Consider the following 18,653-nt stretch of genomic DNA (forward strand, 5'->3'; position numbering starts at 1 on the left):
CGCGGCAACCTGGCGCACACCGTCATGCGCCGCGCGTTCGTGCGGCGGCGCGATACCAACCGGCGGGCCATGCAGCCTGTCCGGACGAGACTTGTCGTACCTGAAAAGGAGGGGTTGATGATTTGCATTCCTGAATGGCGGAAAGCGATCCTGTCGTGCGCGGTCATCGCTTTGCCGTTCGTCGCCGGTTGCGGCGGCGGCGACGATCCGGGGCCGATCAACGTGCCGCAGTGCTCGGGGAGCGCGTGCGGGCCGAGCGGTTCCGTCACGACGCCGCCCGTCGTCACGAAGCTGTGCCCGGACGCGCTCGACTACACGACGACGTACACGGGTGGCGCAGGCAGCGGCGAGTACGTGAAGGTGAAGTTCGACACGACGAAGATGACTTACCAGATGCAGTTCATCGAATCGTCGGTGCCGACATCGGCAGGGCAGGTCAACAACACGCGCGCCGGCCTGACGATCAGCGGCGCGTTCCATCATCCGACCACGCTCCCGACCGCCGAGCAGAACCGCTGTGCGTTCGTGCTCGACAGCGGCGCGACGAGCGACGGCGCGTATTCGGTGACGATCAACCGTGCGGATCCGCCGATGCTGTTCGTCGGCAATGGCGTGGTGGGCGGCGGGATTCCGGGGGCGACGATTGCGTTCGCCGGTATCCCGCTGCTCCCGGGCATCACGCTCGGCGTCGTACCGTCGCGCACCTTCGATTTCTATCCGTTCATCGGCTTCACCGACACCGAAACCGACTTCACGAAAGTGGCGGGCAACTACAACGAGGTCGGCATCCATCTGTCGCCGATCGGCGGTGATGGTCAGAGCCCGACCGGGCCGGTCGGCTGGGAGCCCGACGTCGTCAACTGGAATCAGACGTTCAATGCGGACGGTTCGTGTTCTATCACGCCGGGCAGCGACTACTCGTGTCAGACGACCGGGACGCCGTGGGCGCAGCGCAAGAACGCGGACGGATCGGCAGACAATGTATTCGTGAGCAATCCGGTGGGGCAGGGGTATCCGATCGCGGGGCAGGGCTCGACGCTGATCATTGCACCGAGTCAGGCGAAAGGCATCATGATCGTCGGCAGGCTGAACGGCGTACTTGTGCCGATCGTGATTCGTGTCGGCTATACGCACGTCGATACGGTCAATCTGTTCGCATCGGTCGCCGATGCCGAAGTCGGCATCTCGATGCTGGCGTCGACGAAAGCGATTGCCGCGAACTCCCTGAAGGGGGGGTATATCGGTGCGACCAGCGCATCCGCATGCGGCGTTGTGACATCCAGCGGTCAGGCGAACAAGGTGACGTCGCCGGGGCCGAGCTTCAACCCGAACATGCCGCACCCAGACCTGCCCGGCGTCTTCACCAATAACACCTTCTATTCGGTAGCAGGCAGTTGCGATGACGGCACGGCCGTCTCGACGATGGCCGCGAACTATACGTCCACGCTGTTCCAGGGCAGTACCGCGGCGTTCATCGATCCGCAGACGTCGGGGGTGACCTCGCAGTTCGGGCTCGACTACACGCAGGCGACGCCCGGCAAGATCAAGGTCACGGCCACGCAGGACTTCAACGCGAAGGGCCCGAGCGGCAACGTGGCGATTTTCAAGAAGGGCGACACGGGCTGGCTCGTGACGGCCGGCAATGTCTACGCGATGGTCGTCAACAACAGCCAGGTCAACCCGTTCTTCACGGTCGGCGCGTTCGTCCAGTAACCCTGTATTGAACACGTAACACCGGCGGCGCATGCGTCGCCGCCGGCGAATCGAATTTCAAGAGGATTCCTATGAATGTGAAGAAATGGATGGCCGCGGTGTCGCTCGCGCCCGTGCTCGCCGCGTGCGGCGGAGACGGCGACCCGCCGCCCGCGCCGGTGGTCCGGCTGTGCCCGCAGACGATCGACTACAACACGGTGTTCATCGGCGGTTCGGGATCGGGCGAACTCGTGAAGGTGCAGCTCGACACGACGAAGATGACGTACCGGATGACCTATCTCGCGTCGCCGGTGCCGACCACGACGGGCACCGTGCAGCCGACGCGCGATACTGCGCCCGCCAATGTGGTCGACGGCACGCTGGCCGACGAGACGGGGCTGCCGACGGTGAAGCTGAACCAGTGCACGTTCCGGATGCAGAACGCGAGCCTCGACCCGAGCCGCCCCGCGCGACTGTTCCTCGGCGAAGGCGTGCTGGGCGGCGCGATCCCCGGCGCGACGATCCAGTTCGACGGCGTGATCGGCGTCGGCAAGATCCCGAAGACGACGTTCCCGTACTACCCGTTCATCAGCTTCTCGTCGCTGGAAACCGACCTGACGAAGATCGCCGGGAAGTACAACCAGCTCGGCTACCACCAGGTGCCGTCGCAAAGCTTCCAGCCGGTGGCGCTCGACCAGCAGGTGACGATCAACGCGGACGGCAGCTACGTCGAGACCGACAACTTCGGCAAGAAGAACGGCGGGCAGCCGCTCGCGTCGAGCGCGACCGTGAACCAGCCGTTCACGCTGCGTCCGGATGCGCCGGCGTTCCAGTCGCTCAACTACCTGCCGCAGATTCCGCCGACGCTCGCGGCGGTCGATCCCGCGAAGGCCGGCAAGGGGATCCTGATCGTCGGCAAGCTGCGCAACCAGCTCGTGCCGATCTTCATCCGCACCGGCGCGGCGAATGCGGACCTGACGCAGGGCTCGCCGAGCGCGGACGACGAATCGGGCATCTCGTTCCTGAGCCCGCAGACGGCGATCACGCAAGGCTCGCAGAACGGCGAGTACACGGGTGTCGACAGCGCGTTCAACTACCGCGCGACCGCGCTCGTCGGCGCGCAGGCCACGCTGCTCGATCCGTTCAATGCGTCGCAGGCCGCGCTCACCCGCGCGCTGAACCTCGATTTCACGCAGAAGGTGCCGGGTGTCGTCACGACCGTGCATGCGGATGCGGCGTCGGGGCCCGCGACCGGCAAGTTCGTGTTCACCGGCGGCGTGTTCGGGTTCCTCGACATGAACGATACGAGCAATCCGTACTTCACGGTCGGCGCGTTCGTGCAGTAACGCAAGCCCGGATGGAGACACGGCGGCGCCGCGCGAAGGGGCGCGGCGCCCGGACAGAACGAGAAGGAGACTTCATGAAGAAGCTGATTGTCGCGGGTGTCGTCGCAGGCATATCGACGCTCGCATCGGCCCAGCAGGCGGGCGACAACGTCGCGACGCTGGGCTGGTTGCACATCATGCCGCAGGATTCGACCAACGGGCTCACGACGAATCTCGCCGGCATGCCGATCAACGGGCCGCTGCGCCTGCCCGGGTCGTTCACGTCGCCCGGCACGAGCCTGACCGTCAACAACGCCGATACGGTCGGCCTGACGCTCACGCACTTCTTCACCGACCACATCGCGGTGACGTCGGTGCTCGGCGTGCCGCCCGAGTTCACGCTGACCGGGCACGGCACGATCAAGCCGCCGGGCCCGTCCGGCGCGCTGGGCAGCGTCAACATGGACAACCCGGCCAACCAGCCGGCCGTGAAGAACGCAAGGCAGTGGAGCCCGACGATCATTCTGCAGTACTACTTCAATTCGCCGACGGCGAAGTTCCGCCCGTTCGTCGGGATCGGCGTGGCCTACAGCTGGTTCAGCAACATCGAACTGAACGGCAACTTCGCGAAGGACATCAACGAAAACCTCGGCAGCGTGCTCGCGGCGGGCGCCGGCAAGCCGGGGCCGACGTCGGTCGAGGGCAAGGCGTCGTCGTCGTTCACGCCGGTCTACAACGTGGGCGCGAGCTACGCGATCGACAAGCACTGGGGGCTGACGGCAACGCTGACGTACATGCCGCTGAAGACCTACTCGTCGCTCGTGATCAAGGCGGCCGACGGTTCGACGCTCGCCACCACGCGCACACGGTTGAAGGCGGATCCGCTGATCACGTTCGTCGGGATTTCCTACAAGTTCTGAGCCGTCCGGCGCGCATGACGCGCACCGGCGGCTTCCTGCGACCGTCGGGCCGGAACGATCCGGCCGGGCGGTCGCGTTCCTGGCGGCGTGCCGCCATTTGTGAAGAGAGGGGGCAGTTCAAATGAGCATTCGCAAAATCGTATCGCTTGTTGCTGCAGTGGCTTTCACCGCGGTTTCGGCCGCGCCTGCTTTCGCAGTCACCGTTTCGCGGGCTGATGGTCAGCCGATGAACCCGAATGGCGAGCCGTTCTCGGCGACCGGGCTCACGAACCTCAGCAAGGGCGCGATCAGCGCAGGCTGTACCGCGACGTTCAACGGCACGATCACGTCGACCGGCATCGTCAACATCACGTCGACGACGTTCTCGGGCGGCGCGACATGCTCGCTGATCAACGGCAGCGCGAGCAGCACTTCGCCGTGGACGGGGCAGGCCGACAGCACGACGCAATTGTCGATCAACAACGTGAAGGTGAACGTCACGCTGCTCGGCACCTGCGGGCCGAGCAAGGTTGTCACGACGTGGAGCGATACGAACTCTTCGCTGACGTTCAATAACGCCACGCTGACGCCGGATTGCACGGTGGGCGGCACGGTGCTGACGTCGCCGAAGTTCCACGTGCAGTAAGCGTCGCGGATCGAAGCGGGTACCCGCCGCGCGCGAGGGCCGTGCGACAGGTGCGGCGGGTATTCGCGGTTTCGATGGGTTCGTGCCGTCGCGTGCATGGGCGCGACGGCCGGATTCATTCGGCAGAGCGGTCGCGTTTCTCGTGTAAGGCCGCCATATATAAAGAGAGAGGCCGTACAGATGAACATTCGTCAAATTGCATCGCTTGTTGCTGCAGTGGCATTCACCGCAGGTTCGGCCGCGCCTGCTTTTGCAGTGACCGTTTCGCGCGTGGACGGCCAGCCGATGAATCCGAACGGCGAGCCGTTTTCCGCGTCGGGGCTCACGTCGGTCCAGAAGGGAGCGTTCAGTCCGATCTCCTGTACGACGACGGTCAACGGCACGGTCACGCCGACCGGCATCATCAACATCACGTCGACCCAGTTCACCGGCGGCACATTGTGCGTGTTGTTCACCGGTAGCGCGAGCAGTGCGGCGCCATGGACGGGAAACGTGGACAGCACGACGCAAGTGTCGATCGACAACGTGAAGCTGGACATGCGGGTGCTCGGTACTTGTGGACCGAGCAAGGTCACGGTGGCGTGGAGTGATCCGGACTCGCGGCTGACGCTCAACAACGCCGTGCTGACGCCGGATTGCACGGTGAACGGCTGGATCATGACGTCGCCGAAGTTCCACGTGCAGTAAGCGTCGAGAGTCGAAGCGGGGAACTCGCCGTTCACGAAGGCCGTGCAGGATGTACACGGGTTGCCGCTTCGTCGATGCGCTCGAGCCGTCTTCCGTATCAGCGTGACGACAGGCTGGCCGCACGTATCGCGATCCGATGCGTGTGGCGTTGCAGGATCGGTACGGCGTACCGCGCCATCCGATTCGACTGAATTACCACTATTCCAAATTGGCCAGAACTATCCCGGAAGACCCATGCTTACCGATCCAGCAAAGTATGGCGATGCCCGCGGCGCGACGCCTGACCGGCTGCGCACGGCCGCGTGGCTGCAGTACCTGATCGAACATCTCGACGCTGCCGCTTGCGTAGCGATGGCGGCCGATGCCGGCGACACGACCGTCGCCGCGTCGCAGGCGATACGCATGCGGACAGGCGCGAATCTGTCTCGTGACGCAACTGCCGTGCTTCACGGGCTCGCGCCGTGGATCGCATCGGACGGCAGCGCCTGTGCATGCGACCTGACCGACCCGCACGGCGCATGCTCGCATGTGCCTTCGATGCAGCAGCTCGCCGAAGCCGAACGCAGTTGTCCCGGCTCGCGAGCCGTGTTCGAAACAGCAAACGGCGTGATCGATGCGTGCGCATTCGACGATCCCGATGTCGGCTGGGCCGCACTCGAGCGGATTGCCAGCGGTCTCGAATGCAGCGGGGGGGATGCCGGCACATGCACCGCACATGAGACGGGCGTGCAGGGCGACACGCTGCCTGCGAAGAACCTGAGAGACAGGCTCGCCGTCATCGCGGCGGCGAGCGGAGAAACGTCGACCCTGCCGGGCGCCGTCATCGACGCGATCGTGCTGCGTGTATGCGGGCCGCGCGACGATGCATCGCGCATCGACGAGATGGCTGCGCTCGTGACGTTCTCGGCCGTGCTCGCCGCCGGCAACGGGATCTCCATTGCCGCGTATGGCGGTGAGCACAACCTCGTCGCGCGGGCGATCCGCACGCATCGCGCCGATCTCGCGTCGGTGGACGGGCTGCTCGCGGCGTTATCCGTATGCAGGCTGGATCGACTCGTCGGCGCGGGCAGCTTTTGGGCTTACTACGCGCTGGCGGGCATCGTGATCGAAGCGCCGGACGTCGTGCGCGAAATCGGTCGCCGCTTTCATGGCGACGAGTGGCAGGCGTGGCTCGATCACGTGCTCGCGTGGCCGGCGGTCAGCCGCTTCGGGCCGAAGGAGGACGTCGCGTTCGATCACCTGCGTGGCGCAATGAGCCTGACATCGCGATGGAATCCGATCGTCCGCGGGAAGCGGATGCGGAAGCGGGCCGGTGTAGCGCCCTGATTCCACGAGCAAGGGGGCAAGGCCGGCTGACGCGCCAGCTTTCCCGAAGCCTCTTTCGAAGTAATCCGCAAGGATGCCAAACGATTCGCGTACGCGCATCCTGATTCGCGCGCCATGCCGGACCCCGTTCGCACACGCGAACGGGCATCGGGCGGCAGCGCGCCGAGCCGTCATGCCGTCACCAGTCCACACTGGCCGCACACCGCACCATCCATCCCGCCTGCGCCCCCCGATTCCGGCGCCATCGCCCGAACGCAGTATGATTCCGCAGACGATGCCGGCGACCGCTTCGACGTCACAGCCCGCTCGCGTCGCCGAAGAATTGCCAAGCTTGCTGTAAGCCGGACGCAAACAGCCGCCGTGTGAGAGCGCCGCCGCGAACCCGCGTTCCGACCACCTTCATCGAAACGGTCAGTCAGATGTCAAAGCAAAACAAGAAGATCCTCCTCCTGAGCGTCAGCGCCGGCGCCGGCCATACCCGAGCGGCCGAGGCGATCCGCGCATTCGCCGACCATCATCCCGCCGGCATCGAAGCCACCCACCTGGACGTGATGGATTTCGTGTCCACCGGCTTCCGCAAGCTGTACACCGATCTCTACATCAAGCTCGTCAGCAGCCAGCCGGCGCTGTGGGGCTACCTGTACCAGAAGACGGACGAAGTCGATCCCGCCGCCCCGTCGCAGAAGATCCGGCGTGCGATCGAACGGCTCAATTGCCGGGCGCTGCTCGCGGAGATCGAACGCCAGCGCCCGGACGCGATCATCTGCACGCACTTCCTGCCGGCCGAGCTGCTGTCGCGCGAGATCCGCAAGGCGCGCGTCGACACGCCGGTGTGGGTGCAGGTCACCGATTTCGACCTGCACAGCATGTGGGTCGTGCCGAACATGCGCGGTTATTTCGCGGCCAACGACGAGATCGCGTGGCGCATGCATGCCCGCGGCATGGCGCCTGAAACAGTGCACGTCAGCGGCATCCCGATCATGCCGGCGTTCGGCCAGCCGCTCGATCGCGCGGCCTGCGCGGCCGAGTACGGCCTCGATCCCGCGCGCCCGACCTTCCTGATGATGTCCGGCGGCGCGGGCCTCGGCGGGCTCGACGTGCTGGCGGCGCGCCTGCTCGGGATGGACGCCGACTTCCAGCTGATCGCGCTGGCCGGCAAGAACCAGGCGATGCTCGCGTCGCTGCAGGCGCTCGCCGCGCAGCATCCGGGCCGGTTGTTTCCGCAGGGCTTCACGCAGCAGGTCGAGCGCCTGATGGCCTGCGCCGACCTCGTCATCACGAAGCCGGGCGGCCTGACGACGTCCGAATGTCTCGCGATGCAGTTGCCGATGATCGTCAACTCGCCGATTCCGGGCCAGGAAGAGCGCAATGCGGATTTCCTGCTCGAACAGGGTGTCGCGCTGAAGGCGATCGACGACGACGCGCTCGTCTACCGGATCCGCGCGCTGCTGCAGGCGCCGGAGCGTCTCGCCGACATGCGCCGCCGCCTCGCGCCGCTCGGCCGGCCGCTTGCCGGCCGCTTCGTGCTCGATCGCGTGCTGGGCCTAGAGCCTGCCGCATGAGCGTCGCGCGCTTCGTGCCGACGCGCCATACGCTGTTTGTCGTTGCATGGGTCATGTTGCTCGCGTATTTCTTCGCGAACGTGGAGATCCAGATCGAAGGCAGCGCGGGCTGGGCGGCCAACCTGCCGACGTGGCGCATCGAGCATCACTGGCTGCTCGACATCTTCTGGGGCGGGCGGCCGATGACCGGCTACCACGCGTGGGTGTTCCCGTTCGTCGCGCTGTTCTTTCACTGGCCGGCCGTGTTCAACCGACGGTGGTCGTGGCGCATCGAAGCGCGGATCGTCGCGTGCATCATGGTGTTCTGGCTGACCGAGGATTTCCTGTGGTTCGTGCTGAATCCGGCCTACGGTCTCGCCCGCTTCAATCCCGCCAACGTGCCGTGGCATATCCACTGGTTCGGCGTGGCACCGACCGACTACTGGACGATGAGCGCCGCAGCGATCGTGCTGTTCATTCTTTCCCGCGAGCGCAAGCGCGCGTTCTACTGATCCCCGACCCGACATGAAACTCGCCTTCATCGCCGCGCTCTCCGTCACGCTCGCCGGGCTCGTGCAACCGGCCCATGCGGACCCGGCCTCCGAGGTGTCCGCCCGGCCGAGGCCGATCAAATGGGCGCAGGGCGTGACCGATGCGCATGTGAACAACCTGCATCGCATCACGCCGACGCTGTACCGCAGTGCGCAGCTGTCGCGCGCGGATGTGCCGGAACTGCAGAAGCTCGGCATTCGCAAGGTCATCAGCTTCCGTTCGTTTCACGCGGACGACAGCATCCTGGCCGGCACGCAGATCAAGATGCAGCGCATCCGGATCAACACCTGGGACATCCGCGACGAAGACATGGTCGCGGCGCTGAAGGCGCTGCGTACGGCCGACCAGGACGGCCCCGTGCTGATCCACTGCCAGCACGGCGCCGATCGTACCGGCCTCGTGTCGGCGTTGTACCGGATGGTGTATCAGGGCTGGACGCGCGAGCAGGCGCTCGACGAGTTGCAGCATGGCGGCTACGGGTTCCATCCGATCTGGCAGAACATCACGAACTATCTGAAGCGCGTGGATGTCGAGCGGTTGCGGCAGGAGGTCAATAGCGGCTGAGCCCGACCTGCGAGGACCAGCTCCCGACGTCACCGTAGCGCTCGGCGCTCGTCTTCGCTGCAGCAGCAGAAAGCCGACTTTCCCGGCATGCAGCCGGCTCTTCACCCACGAGCTGCAGCAAAGCCCAAGCAGCCGGTCGGCTCCACCACGATCCTCGAAGAGGCGCGAACGAGGCCGTGCACCCGTGCAACACGGAATGCGGCCTTTGCACTGCCCCGGATCGCTCGCGCAGCCGCGGGGCGATCTGATCGACCGCATCTTTGAGGGGAAGCCACGTAAATCCAACATACTGTGGCTAAGCGGGTCATTTTGTCGATAAAACGCAGAATTAAAGAATTAGTCTCCTTGAGCCAAGGTGGCGTTAATTCCATAATTTTGGGTGTTAACCGGCATGGACAGGGTGTAAGACACACTATGTTGGATTTAAGCTTCAGCAAGCCGAGCGAGGTCGTCAAGCGACTCTGCGAGCGTCTGCGCACCGAGCGTCTGGCTGCGGGCATGACGCAGTCGGATCTTGCCGGGCGTGCCGGCATCGCGACCAACACCGTGTCGAACCTGGAGGCCGGGCGCAATGTCGGCTTCGAGGCCGTGGTTCGGGTGGCGATGGCGCTCGGCCGGATCAAGGAGCTCGAAGGCCTGTTCCAGCCAAAGCTGGACAGCATCGAGGACATTCTGCGCTACGAGAAATCAGCCAAGCGCCTCCGTACGAGGAGGAAGTTCGGCGATGCCTGAACAAGTGAATGTTTTCTATGAGGGCTGGGGGGGGGGAGCGGTGGCTTTGGGGCACGCTGGTCTCCACGACTGCCCTGACCGGTCGCCCGCTGATCGTGTTCGAGTACAGCAGCGAGGCGAGGCAGAGGGGCCTGGAGCTGTCTTTGTACACATTGCCGCTGGAGGGCCCCCGGTTGCGGCGAGATTTCCCGGTTCATCAATTGCAACTGCCGGGGCCTGTCTATGACGCGTTGCCGGACGGGTAGGGCATGCTGCTGATGGACCGTATGTTCCGGCGCCGTGGGCTCAACACCGCGCGCATTGGCGCCCTGGAGCGGTTGGCCTGTATCGGCAGCAACGCGATGGGGGGCCATGGCGTTCGAACCCGTCGCACCCGAAGAAGAGGCGCCGGACGTCCACATCCCGCTGGAACAGCATGCTGCCGAAGTTCAGGACGTGCTCCATGGTGAAGGGGCGAGTTCCTGCAGACGTTGCTGCGGGTGGGCGGCTCGCCCCAAGGTGCACGGCCCAAGGTCCTGATCTATCGCGATCCGCAAACCGGCGGGTTGACCACGGCCGCCACACCGGGCTTCGAAGCCTGGCTGGTCAAGTTCCCCGCAAGAGACGAGCACGCCGAGGTGTGCGCCATCGAGATGGTCTACGCCGAATGTCTGCGCAGATGTGGCATCGAGACTCCGGACACGCAGTACTTCAGTTTGCCCAATGGGCTGGCGGCGTTCGCCAGCAAGCGCTTTGATCGGCATGAGGGATCGCGTGTCCCCATGCAGAGTCTCGCGGCGTTTACGGGGGCCGATTACCGGCATGCGGGTTCGCTGGACTACCTCAACTTCTTGCGGGCGACCCGGATCTGTACCAACGACGTGCGAGAGATGAGGAGGGCCTTCGAGCGCGCCGTCTTCAACGTCGCGTTCAACAACCGCGACGACCATCCCAAGAACTTCGCCTACGTCATGGCGCCACATGGTCAGTGGAAACTGGCGCCGGCCTACGATGTGACCTTCTGCGAGGGGCCCGGTGGATATCACCAGATGGACGTGATGGGGGAGGCACTGGAGATTTCCCGCACGCACATGCTTCGGTTTGCCGAGGAAGCCGAAGTGCCCCAGGACGTTGCCGGCAGGATGATCGACGACATTTGCGAAGTGGCCGGTCAATTCTCGGACATGGCCGAGAACATGTACCCGCGGATCATTACTCGAGATACCCTGCGCACGATCCAGGGCCGCATCAACGAGAACGTTGCCCTGCTTCGCCAGGCTCCGGTGGGTCGCGCTCACCGGTGAGGATGCACGTAAAAACGCCGCCGACAATCCCTGTCGGCGGCGCTTAGTCAGTATATTGATGAGCGGGCAGTGCGTCCGCCGTCGTCAAACCGTCTCCGGCTGCCGCACGGCCTTCGCGACATTCCTTGCCATCGCCCCGTTCGCGACGAAATAAGGCACGTCCACGCGCGCGAGCGGTTGCTTGCCACGAATCTTGTCCGCGATTTTCTCCGCGATCATGATCGTCGGCGCGTTGAGGTTGCCGGTCGTGATGATCGGCATGATCGACGCATCGACCACACGCAGCCCTTCCAGCCCGTGCACGCGGCCTGCTTCGTCGACCACCGCCATATCGTCGTAACCCATCTTGCACGAGCACGACGGATGGAACGCGGTTTCCGCGCGGGCCCGCACGAACGCGTCGAGTTCCTTGTCGGTCTTGCAGTCCGCGCCCGGGTTCAGCTCGCGGCCGCGATAGCGGTCGAGCGCCGGCTGCCGCATGATTTCACGCGTCGCGCGGATCGCATCGCGGAACTCGCGCCAGTCGAGCGCTTCGGCCATGTAGTTGAACAGGATGCTCGGATGCTGGTTCGGATCGCGCGAGCGCAGCTTCACGCGGCCGCGGCTCGGCGAGCGCATCGAGCCCACGTGTGCCTGGAAGCCGTGCATCTCGATCGCGTTCGAGCCGTTGTAGTTGATCGCCACCGGCAGGAAGTGGTACTGGATGTTCGGCCACAGGTCGTCGTCGCGCGTGCGGATGAAGCCGCCCGCCTCGAAATGGTTGCTCGCGCCGAGGCCCGTACCGTTCAGCATCCATTCGAGGCCGATCTTCGGCTGGTTCCACCACTTCAGCGCCGGGTACAGGGAGACGGGCTCCTTGCACTCGTACTGGATGTACATCTCCAGGTGATCCTGCAGGTTCTGGCCGACGCCGGGCAGGTCGAGCACGACGGGAATGTCGAGCTCCTTCAGCCACGCGCCGGGGCCGACGCCCGAGCGCTGCAGCAGTTGCGGGGACGCGATCGCGCCGCTGCACACGAGCACTTCGCGGCGCGCATGCGCGGTCGCGCGTTCGTTGCCGCGCAGGTACGTGACGCCCGATGCGCGCTTGCCGTCGAACAGGATGCGGTCGGCGAGCGCATGCGTGACGATCTCAAGGTTCGGCCGTGCACGCGCCTGGTCGAGGTAGCCGCGCGCGGTGCTCGCCCGGCGGCCCTTCGGCGTGACGGTGCGGTCCATCGGGCCGAAGCCTTCCTGCTGATAGCCGTTCAGGTCGTCGGTGCGCGGATAACCGGCCTGCACGCCCGCGTCGACCATCGCCTCGAACAGCGGGTTCACGCCCGGCTTGCTGGTCGTGACCGACACGGGGCCGCTGCCGCCGTGATAGTCGTTCGGGCCGACGTCGCGCGTCTCGGCTTTCTTGAAGTACGGCAGGCAGTCGAGATACGTCCAGTTCTCGAGGCCCTTGTGCGTCGACCAGTTGTCGTAGTCGAGCGCGTTGCCGCGGATGTAGCACATCCCGTTGATCAGCGACGAGCCGCCGAGCCCCTTGCCGCGCCCGCATTCCATCCGGCGGTTGTCCATGTGCGGCTCGGGGTCGGTTTCGTACGCCCAGTTGTAGCGGCGGCCCTGCAGCGGATAGGCGAGCGCCGCCGGCATCTGCGTGCGGAAGTCGAAGCGGTAGTCGGGGCCGCCCGCTTCGAGCAGCAGCACCGTCACGTCCGGATCTTCCGTCAGGCGCGTTGCGAGCACGTTGCCCGCGGAACCCGCGCCGCAGATGATGTAGTCGTATTCGCGTGTCGTCATGACGGTCAATCTCCTTTCGTGATCCTTAAAACACCGGGTTGTAGCGGCCGAGCTCGACCTGCACCGACTTGATTCGAGTGTAGTGCTCGAGCGTCGTGATGCCGTTCTCGCGTCCGACACCGGATTGCTTGTATCCGCCAACCGGCATCTCGGCCGGCGATTCGCCCCACGTGTTGATCCAGCAGATGCCGGCTTCGAGGCGATGGATCGTGCGGTGCGCGCGCGACAGGTTCTCCGTCACCACGCCGGCGGCGAGCCCGTAGTGCGTGTCGTTCGCACGGGTAATCACTTCGTCTTCCGATTCGAAATCGAGGATGCTCATCACCGGCCCGAAGATTTCCTCGCGGACGATCTTCATGTCGTCGCGGCAATCGCCGAACACGGTCGGCGCGACGTACTGGCCGCCGCCAAAGTGGCCGTCCGTCAGGCGCGTGCCGCCCGCGAGCAGCTTCGCGCCTTCGGCCTTGCCGCTTTCGATGAAGCCGAGCACCTTGTCGAGCTGCGCGGCCGATACGAGCGGGCCGAAGTTGGTGTCGGCGTCGGTCGGCTTGCCCACGCGGATGCGCTTCACGCGTTCGAGCACCTTCTGCGTGAACGCGTCCTTGACCGAACGGTGCACGAACACGCGCGTGCCGTTGGTGCAGACCTGGCCCGAGCTGAAGAAGTTGGCGGTGACCGCGATGTCGGCCGCACGGTCGAGATCCGCATCGTCGAACACGATCAGCGGCGACTTGCCGCCGAGCTCCATCGTCACTTCCTTCAGCGACGATGCGCCGGCCAGCGACATCACCTTCTTGCCCGTCTCGACGCCGCCCGTGAACGACACCTTCGCGATGTCCGGATGGCCCGTCAGCAGCGCGCCGACCGAGCCGTCGCCCTGCACGACGTTGAACACGCCGGCCGGCACACCGGCTTCCGTGTAGATCTCCGCGAGCTTCAGCGCGGTGAGCGGCGTGACTTCGCTCGGCTTGAACACCATCGCGTTGCCGGCCGCGAGCGCGGGCGCCGTCTTCCAGCACGCGATCTGGATCGGGTAGTTCCATGCGCCGATGCCCGCGCACACGCCGAGCGGCTCGCGCCGCGTGTAGACGAACGATTCGGCGCGCAGCGGCACCTGCAGCCCTTCGATCGCGGTGGCGAGGCCCGCGTAGTACTCGATCACGTCCGCGCCGGTGACGATGTCGACCGCGAGCGTCTCGGCGATCGGCTTGCCCGTGTCGCGCGTTTCCAGCGCCGCGAGTTCGTCGTTGCGCTCGCGCAGCAGGTCGACCGCGCGGCGCAGGATGCGCGAGCGCTGCATCGCGGTCATCGCGGCCCATTCACGCTGGCCTTCCTGCGCGGATGCAACCGCGCGATCGACGTCGGCCGCGCTGGCCTGCTGCACCTGCGCGAGCAGTTCGCCGGTGGCGGGGTCGAAGGTGTCGAAAGTCTTGCCGCTCGTGGCGTCGACGTAACCGCCACCGATGTAGAGGCGCTGCAAACCGAATACGGACATGAGGATCTCCTTGAGGGCGACTGCGTGGCGCGTCAGTCGGACGCGAGCAGCAGGTCGATGTAATCGTGGGCGAGCTTCAATGCAGCCCGGGTGTCGATCGGGCCGCCGGCGAGTGCGCCGCGCAGCCACAGGCCGTCGATCAGCGCGGCGAGGCCGCTGGCGGCTTCGCGCGCTTGCGTGCGGGGCAACGCCTTCGCGAATTCCGCGCACAGGTTCGAATGGAGGCGCCGCGTGTTGACGTGCTGCAGGCGCTTGAGCATCGGGTCGTGCATGCTCTGCGACCAGAACGCGAGCCACGTCTTCATGACGGGGGCGCTCACCTGTGTGTCGTCGAAGTTAGCGGCGACGATCGCGCGCAGCCGCGAGCGCGGGTCCTTGCGTGCCGCCACGCGGCGGCGCGTGGTGGCCGACCACAGGTCGCGCAGCACGTGCCGCATCGTCGCTTCGAGCAGGCCGTCCTTGTCGCCGAAGTAGTGGCTGACGATGCCCGTCGAGATGTTCGCGCGCTGCGCGACGGACGCGAGCGTCGTGCCGGGCAGGCCCGCTTCGTCGATCGAACGCAGCGTGGCGTCGATCAACTGTGCGCGGCGAATCTCCCGCATTCCGACTTTCGGCATCGCGACTCCCTTCGCCCGGACGGGCCGTCCATGGAAGTCGAGAGCTTAGCGGTTTTTTATTGATCGTTCAATCAACAAAAAATCGGGGTCTGACGGTGACGACGGGTGCCGGGCAGACGAAAGGGCAGTCGATCGTGCGTTGTGCAGGTGCGGAAAAATAATCGAAAGATGGTTAAGAAAACAGAAATTTGTTTAAAACGCTTTCTGAAGTCGGCAATCAATCCGGTTAATCGTTGCGGGTGCCGAAGCGATTACGGAATGAAAGAATATTGAGCTATGTGATATTCGGTGAAATATCGAATTCGGACGAAGAAACGACGTCACGATTCATTCATGAAAATCCGTTTGAAATAAGTGAATGAAACGGATCAAGTCATTGATTTGCAATGAATAATGCATGATAGGGCGGGCTTGGGTCGGCGCTCCGCAAACGATTGCGGTCACCCTCGAAAGGATTCCGCTTACCATAAAAAATGACGGAATAATTTGAAGCGGCGGTATTTCCTGACAGAGTAGAGGGTATCGTTGGAATGACTTGAGTCAGTAATATTGTCCGTATTAGTATGGCGCCGCACTACGAGGAATGAATCGACGCCGCCGGTATTGCCGCGGTGCATTGGCCAACCGCGCGATTCGGATTGCGCGCGAAAACCGGCGCAGCCATTGCGCACCTGCAGCATGCCGCGACGTCGAGACGCCGCATCCACCGGAGAACGACGATGCTGACCGAAAAACACGTGGTCCCGCTACCGAATGGTCTGAAGGTCTACGTCGAACGGAACGTGTTCGACCCGGCGTTCGACACGGCGATGCTCGTCAACGGCGCGCTCGCGACGACCGCGTCGTTCGGGCAGACCGTCCAGTATCTCGGCGAGCGGATGAACACGATCTGCTTCGACCTGCCGTACGCGGGGCAGTCGCGCCAGCACAACCCGGGCTGCTTCATCCTGACGAAAGACGACGAAGCCGCGATCCTGCAGTACCTGGTCGAGCGTTTCGCGCCGGCCTACCTCGTGTCGGTGTCGTGGGGCGGCGTGGCGTCGCTGTTCGCGCTCGCGCGCGGCTGCCCGAGCGTGCGGCGCGCGGCGATCTGCTCGTTCTCGCCGTTCCTGAACGACGCGATGGTCGACTACGTGACGCGCGCCCGCGACCACATCGCGGCCGGCGAGAACCTGAAGGCCGCGCAGTTGCTGAACGACACCGTCGGCCGCTATCTGCCGCGCATCATGAAGCTGTACAACTACCGCTATCTCACGCGCCTGCCGCGCGACGAGCAGGACCAGGTCGCGTTCCACGTCGACCAGATCCTGTCGCTGCAGCCCGAGCGCTACCTCAGCGAGTTCTCGAACATCGGCTGCGAGCTGCTGTTCCTGAACGGCGAGCGTGACGAATACACGACGCCCGCCGACGTGCGCCAGCTCGGCGCGCACGTGCCGCGCGCGCGGTTCGCGACGGTGCCGGACGCCGGCCACTTCCTCGACATCGAAGGCCGCGCGCAGCGCGAATACACGCGTGCGGCGCTACTCGACTTTTTCTGTGGCGAGTCGTCGCTCGCCTCCGGCATCGCGCTCGCCGCCGCGCAGGCGTGCGTGCCCGCGCCGATGCACGCGCTGTCGTCGTGACGCCGCGCGCCGTGCGTCCGGTACGCAACGCGCATCCGAATTCCCATCCCAACGAGGCAGGCCAGCCGTGAATATCGTTCAGACCATCGCCATCGTCGTTCCGTGGGCCGCATGGCTCGCCTACTGGATCGCCACTTCGCAAGGCGTGAAGGCGACCGTGCGCAAGGAAGCGTCGCGCTCGCGCACGCTGCAGTCGATTCCGCTGATCGTCGGCGGCGCGCTGATCATCCTGCCCGATCCGTCGTGGCAGGCACTCGTGCCCGACTGGCAGCGCTTCGGCTTGCAGGCGCAGTGCGGGCTCGCGGTGCTGGTCGCGGGCCTGCTGTTCTCGGTGTGGGCGCGGCTGCATCTCGGCACGAACTGGAGCGTGTCGGTCACGCTGAAGGAAGACCATGAACTCGTGCGCACCGGGCCGTACGCGCTCGTGCGTCACCCGATCTATACGGGCTGCCTGATCGCGCTCGCCGGTGCCGCGCTGATCGGCGGCGAATGGCGCGGCGCGATCGGCGTGCTGCTCGTGTTCGCGTCGCTCGCGTACAAGGTGCGTGTCGAGGAAAGCTGGCTGACCGGGTATTTCGGGCCGGCATACACGCAGTACCGCCGCGAGGTCGCGGCGCTGATTCCCGGCTTCTACTGATCCCCGCGAGGCGCGCGATGGCGAAGATGATCGTGACCGCGATCGGCTCGGCGGGCGACGTGCATCCGCTGCTCGGCGTCGCGCGCACGCTCGCGGCGCGCGGCCACGACGTCGTGTTCTGCACGCATGCGCCGTTCGAGGCGGCCGTGCGCCATTGCGGGTTCGAATTCATGCCGATCGGCACCGCGGCCGAATACGAGGCCGCGATGGCGAACCCCGCGCTGTGGGATTCGCGCACGTCGTTTCGCACGCTGTGGCAGGTGATCGCACCGACGCTGCGCCCGCACTACGACGCGCTGCGTGCGCTGGCCGACGGCGATACGGTGCTCGTCGGCACGCTGTGGGCGTTCTCCGCGCGCTTCATGCAGGAGCTGCACGGCACGCCGTATGTGTCGGTGCAGGTGTCGCCGTCGACGCTGCTGTCCGCGCATGCGCCGCCGACCCACCCGCGCCTGACGATTCCCGCGCGTTGGCCGCTGCCCGTGAAGACGGCGCTGATGACACTGATCGAGCGCCAGGTGCTCGATCGCACATGCGGCCCCGCGCTCAACGCGGTGCGCCGCGATCTCGGGCTCGCGCCCGCGCGGCGCGTGCTGGGCCGCTGGCTGCATTCCACCGACGGCGTGCTGTGCCTGTTTCCCGGCTGGTTCGCGCCGCCGCAGCCGGACTGGCCGTCGAATCATCTGCAAAGCGGTTTTCCGCTGTTCAACGATATCGCGGTGCCTGACGACGATGCGGAACTCGAAGCGTTTCTTGCGGCCGGCGAGCCACCCGTCGTGTTCACGGCCGGCTCGACGCTCGTCGATCACGCGGCGTATGCGCGCGCGGTGGCGGACGCGCTGCGCGCGACCGGCGCGCGCGGGATCCTGCTGACGCCGCACGATGCGGCGCCGGACGGCAACCGGTTGCTGGTGCGCCGCTTCGTGCCGATGCGCACGCTGCTGCCGCGCTGCCGCGCGCTCGTGCATCACGGCGGGATCGGCACGGCGGCGCTCGCGTTCGAAGCCGGGATCGTCCAGGTCGTCACGCCGTTCGCGCACGACCAGTTCGACAACGCGCAACGCGTCGTGGCGAGCGGCTGCGGCGTGCGTGTCGACGGCCCGATCGACGGCGCGCGTCTCGGCGCGGCGCTCGCGCACGTGCTCGACGAACCCGCGTTCGCGGTGCATGCGGAGCGCGCCCGTGCGCTGCTCGACGCCGCGCCGGACGGCTGTCGTGCGGCCGCCGATTTCATCGAACGGTTCGCGCCG

17 protein-coding genes are annotated in these 18,653 nt (G+C 65.6%); 14 read left to right on the forward strand and 3 right to left on the reverse strand.

The annotated features are described in order from the left end of the window. The first annotated feature begins 117 nt into the window (after nucleotides 1–117). The 11 genes from L810_RS21065 (at nucleotide 118) to L810_RS49190 (ending at nucleotide 11,247) form a co-directional block, all read left to right on the forward strand. Nucleotides 118–1,713 carry a DUF2957 domain-containing protein gene (locus tag L810_RS21065; protein ID WP_042975588.1) on the forward strand — a complete coding sequence of 532 codons (1,596 nt, stop codon included), beginning with the start codon at nucleotides 118–120 and terminating at the stop codon, nucleotides 1,711–1,713. Nucleotides 1,714–1,784: 71 nt separating this feature from the next. After that, the gene (locus L810_RS21070; RefSeq protein WP_021160322.1) at nucleotides 1,785–3,038 is read left to right on the forward strand and encodes a DUF2957 domain-containing protein; all 1,254 of its coding nucleotides are present in this window, start codon (nucleotides 1,785–1,787) and stop codon (nucleotides 3,036–3,038) included. 74 nt (nucleotides 3,039–3,112) lie between these two features. After that, nucleotides 3,113–3,937 carry an OmpW/AlkL family protein gene (locus tag L810_RS21075; RefSeq protein ID WP_027789759.1) on the forward strand — a complete coding sequence of 275 codons (825 nt, stop codon included), beginning with the start codon at nucleotides 3,113–3,115 and terminating at the stop codon, nucleotides 3,935–3,937. A 121-nt stretch (nucleotides 3,938–4,058) separates the two neighbouring features. Beyond that, nucleotides 4,059–4,562 carry a hypothetical protein gene (locus L810_RS21080; RefSeq protein WP_021160324.1) on the forward strand — a complete coding sequence of 168 codons (504 nt, stop codon included), beginning with the start codon at nucleotides 4,059–4,061 and terminating at the stop codon, nucleotides 4,560–4,562. A gap of 180 nt (nucleotides 4,563–4,742) precedes the next feature. Further along, nucleotides 4,743–5,249: a hypothetical protein gene (locus L810_RS49180; RefSeq protein WP_042975571.1), complete on the forward strand. Its 507-nt coding sequence runs from the start codon at nucleotides 4,743–4,745 to the stop codon at nucleotides 5,247–5,249. 234 nt (nucleotides 5,250–5,483) lie between these two features. Next, nucleotides 5,484–6,575: a hypothetical protein gene (locus L810_RS21090; protein WP_042975573.1), complete on the forward strand. Its 1,092-nt coding sequence runs from the start codon at nucleotides 5,484–5,486 to the stop codon at nucleotides 6,573–6,575. 419 nt (nucleotides 6,576–6,994) lie between these two features. Continuing rightward, on the forward strand, nucleotides 6,995–8,137 hold the full coding sequence (locus tag L810_RS21095) for a UDP-N-acetylglucosamine--LPS N-acetylglucosamine transferase (protein WP_021160327.1): 1,143 nt from the start codon (nucleotides 6,995–6,997) through the stop codon (nucleotides 8,135–8,137). Then, nucleotides 8,134–8,628, forward strand: a complete 495-nt coding sequence (locus tag L810_RS21100) for a hypothetical protein (protein ID WP_021160328.1) — start codon at nucleotides 8,134–8,136, stop codon at nucleotides 8,626–8,628. Before L810_RS21095 ends, L810_RS21100 begins: the two co-directional genes overlap by 4 nt. A 13-nt stretch (nucleotides 8,629–8,641) precedes the next feature. Continuing rightward, complete coding sequence (locus L810_RS21105; protein WP_021160329.1) at nucleotides 8,642–9,232, forward strand: dual specificity protein phosphatase family protein; 591 nt, start codon at nucleotides 8,642–8,644, stop codon at nucleotides 9,230–9,232. A gap of 414 nt (nucleotides 9,233–9,646) precedes the next feature. Continuing rightward, nucleotides 9,647–9,964, forward strand: a complete 318-nt coding sequence (locus L810_RS21110) for a helix-turn-helix domain-containing protein (RefSeq protein ID WP_021160330.1) — start codon at nucleotides 9,647–9,649, stop codon at nucleotides 9,962–9,964. Between the two features lie 479 nt (nucleotides 9,965–10,443). Then, the gene (locus L810_RS49190) at nucleotides 10,444–11,247 is read left to right on the forward strand and encodes a type II toxin-antitoxin system HipA family toxin (RefSeq protein ID WP_257008918.1); all 804 of its coding nucleotides are present in this window, start codon (nucleotides 10,444–10,446) and stop codon (nucleotides 11,245–11,247) included. A gap of 84 nt (nucleotides 11,248–11,331) precedes the next feature. On the opposite strand, the gene betA is transcribed toward L810_RS49190, so the two are convergent. Genes betA through betI form a run of 3 tightly spaced genes read right to left on the reverse strand, consistent with a single transcriptional unit; the run spans nucleotide 11,332 to nucleotide 15,144 of the window. Further along, the gene (betA, locus tag L810_RS21120; protein ID WP_021160331.1) at nucleotides 11,332–13,032 is read right to left on the reverse strand and encodes a choline dehydrogenase; all 1,701 of its coding nucleotides are present in this window, start codon (nucleotides 13,030–13,032) and stop codon (nucleotides 11,332–11,334) included. Between the two features lie 25 nt (nucleotides 13,033–13,057). After that, entirely contained in the window at nucleotides 13,058–14,527 is a 1,470-nt protein-coding gene (gene betB / locus L810_RS21125; protein WP_021160332.1) for a betaine-aldehyde dehydrogenase, read from the reverse strand. Between the two features lie 32 nt (nucleotides 14,528–14,559). Further along, a complete protein-coding gene (gene betI, locus L810_RS21130; RefSeq protein WP_021160333.1) occupies nucleotides 14,560–15,144 on the reverse strand; it encodes a transcriptional regulator BetI in 585 nt (194 codons plus the stop codon). A gap of 719 nt (nucleotides 15,145–15,863) precedes the next feature. Here betI and L810_RS21135 point away from each other — a divergent pair. The 3 genes from L810_RS21135 to L810_RS21145 form a co-directional block, all read left to right on the forward strand. Beyond that, the gene (locus tag L810_RS21135; protein WP_042975590.1) at nucleotides 15,864–16,766 is read left to right on the forward strand and encodes an alpha/beta fold hydrolase; all 903 of its coding nucleotides are present in this window, start codon (nucleotides 15,864–15,866) and stop codon (nucleotides 16,764–16,766) included. 67 nt (nucleotides 16,767–16,833) lie between these two features. Next, nucleotides 16,834–17,403, forward strand: coding sequence for a methyltransferase family protein (locus L810_RS21140; RefSeq protein ID WP_021160336.1), 570 nt, complete (start codon nucleotides 16,834–16,836; stop codon nucleotides 17,401–17,403). A 17-nt stretch (nucleotides 17,404–17,420) separates the two neighbouring features. Then, nucleotides 17,421–18,653 (forward strand): glycosyltransferase (locus tag L810_RS21145; RefSeq protein WP_042975576.1); only part of this gene is annotated, 1,233 nt, incomplete at its 3' end.

This window comes from Burkholderia sp. AU4i (genome assembly GCF_000466765.1).
Classification (GTDB): domain Bacteria; phylum Pseudomonadota; class Gammaproteobacteria; order Burkholderiales; family Burkholderiaceae; genus Burkholderia; species Burkholderia cepacia.

Excerpts from the sequence above, each read along its gene's own strand:
- L810_RS21065 (WP_042975588.1), top strand. The coding sequence starts at position 118 with ATGATTTGCATTCCTGAATGGCGGAAAGCGATCCTGTCGTGCGCGGTC.
- L810_RS21070 (WP_021160322.1), top strand. The coding sequence starts at position 1,785 with ATGAATGTGAAGAAATGGATGGCCGCGGTGTCGCTCGCGCCCGTGCTC.
- L810_RS21075 (WP_027789759.1), top strand. The coding sequence starts at position 3,113 with ATGAAGAAGCTGATTGTCGCGGGTGTCGTCGCAGGCATATCGACGCTC.
- L810_RS21080 (WP_021160324.1), top strand. The coding sequence starts at position 4,059 with ATGAGCATTCGCAAAATCGTATCGCTTGTTGCTGCAGTGGCTTTCACC.
- L810_RS49180 (WP_042975571.1), top strand. The coding sequence starts at position 4,743 with ATGAACATTCGTCAAATTGCATCGCTTGTTGCTGCAGTGGCATTCACC.
- L810_RS21090 (WP_042975573.1), top strand. The coding sequence starts at position 5,484 with ATGCTTACCGATCCAGCAAAGTATGGCGATGCCCGCGGCGCGACGCCT.
- L810_RS21095 (WP_021160327.1), top strand. The coding sequence starts at position 6,995 with ATGTCAAAGCAAAACAAGAAGATCCTCCTCCTGAGCGTCAGCGCCGGC.
- L810_RS21100 (WP_021160328.1), top strand. The coding sequence starts at position 8,134 with ATGAGCGTCGCGCGCTTCGTGCCGACGCGCCATACGCTGTTTGTCGTT.
- L810_RS21105 (WP_021160329.1), top strand. The coding sequence starts at position 8,642 with ATGAAACTCGCCTTCATCGCCGCGCTCTCCGTCACGCTCGCCGGGCTC.
- L810_RS21110 (WP_021160330.1), top strand. The coding sequence starts at position 9,647 with ATGTTGGATTTAAGCTTCAGCAAGCCGAGCGAGGTCGTCAAGCGACTC.
- betA (WP_021160331.1), bottom strand. The coding sequence starts at position 13,032 with ATGACGACACGCGAATACGACTACATCATCTGCGGCGCGGGTTCCGCG.
- betB (WP_021160332.1), bottom strand. The coding sequence starts at position 14,527 with ATGTCCGTATTCGGTTTGCAGCGCCTCTACATCGGTGGCGGTTACGTC.
- betI (WP_021160333.1), bottom strand. The coding sequence starts at position 15,144 with ATGCCGAAAGTCGGAATGCGGGAGATTCGCCGCGCACAGTTGATCGAC.
- L810_RS21135 (WP_042975590.1), top strand. The coding sequence starts at position 15,864 with ATGCTGACCGAAAAACACGTGGTCCCGCTACCGAATGGTCTGAAGGTC.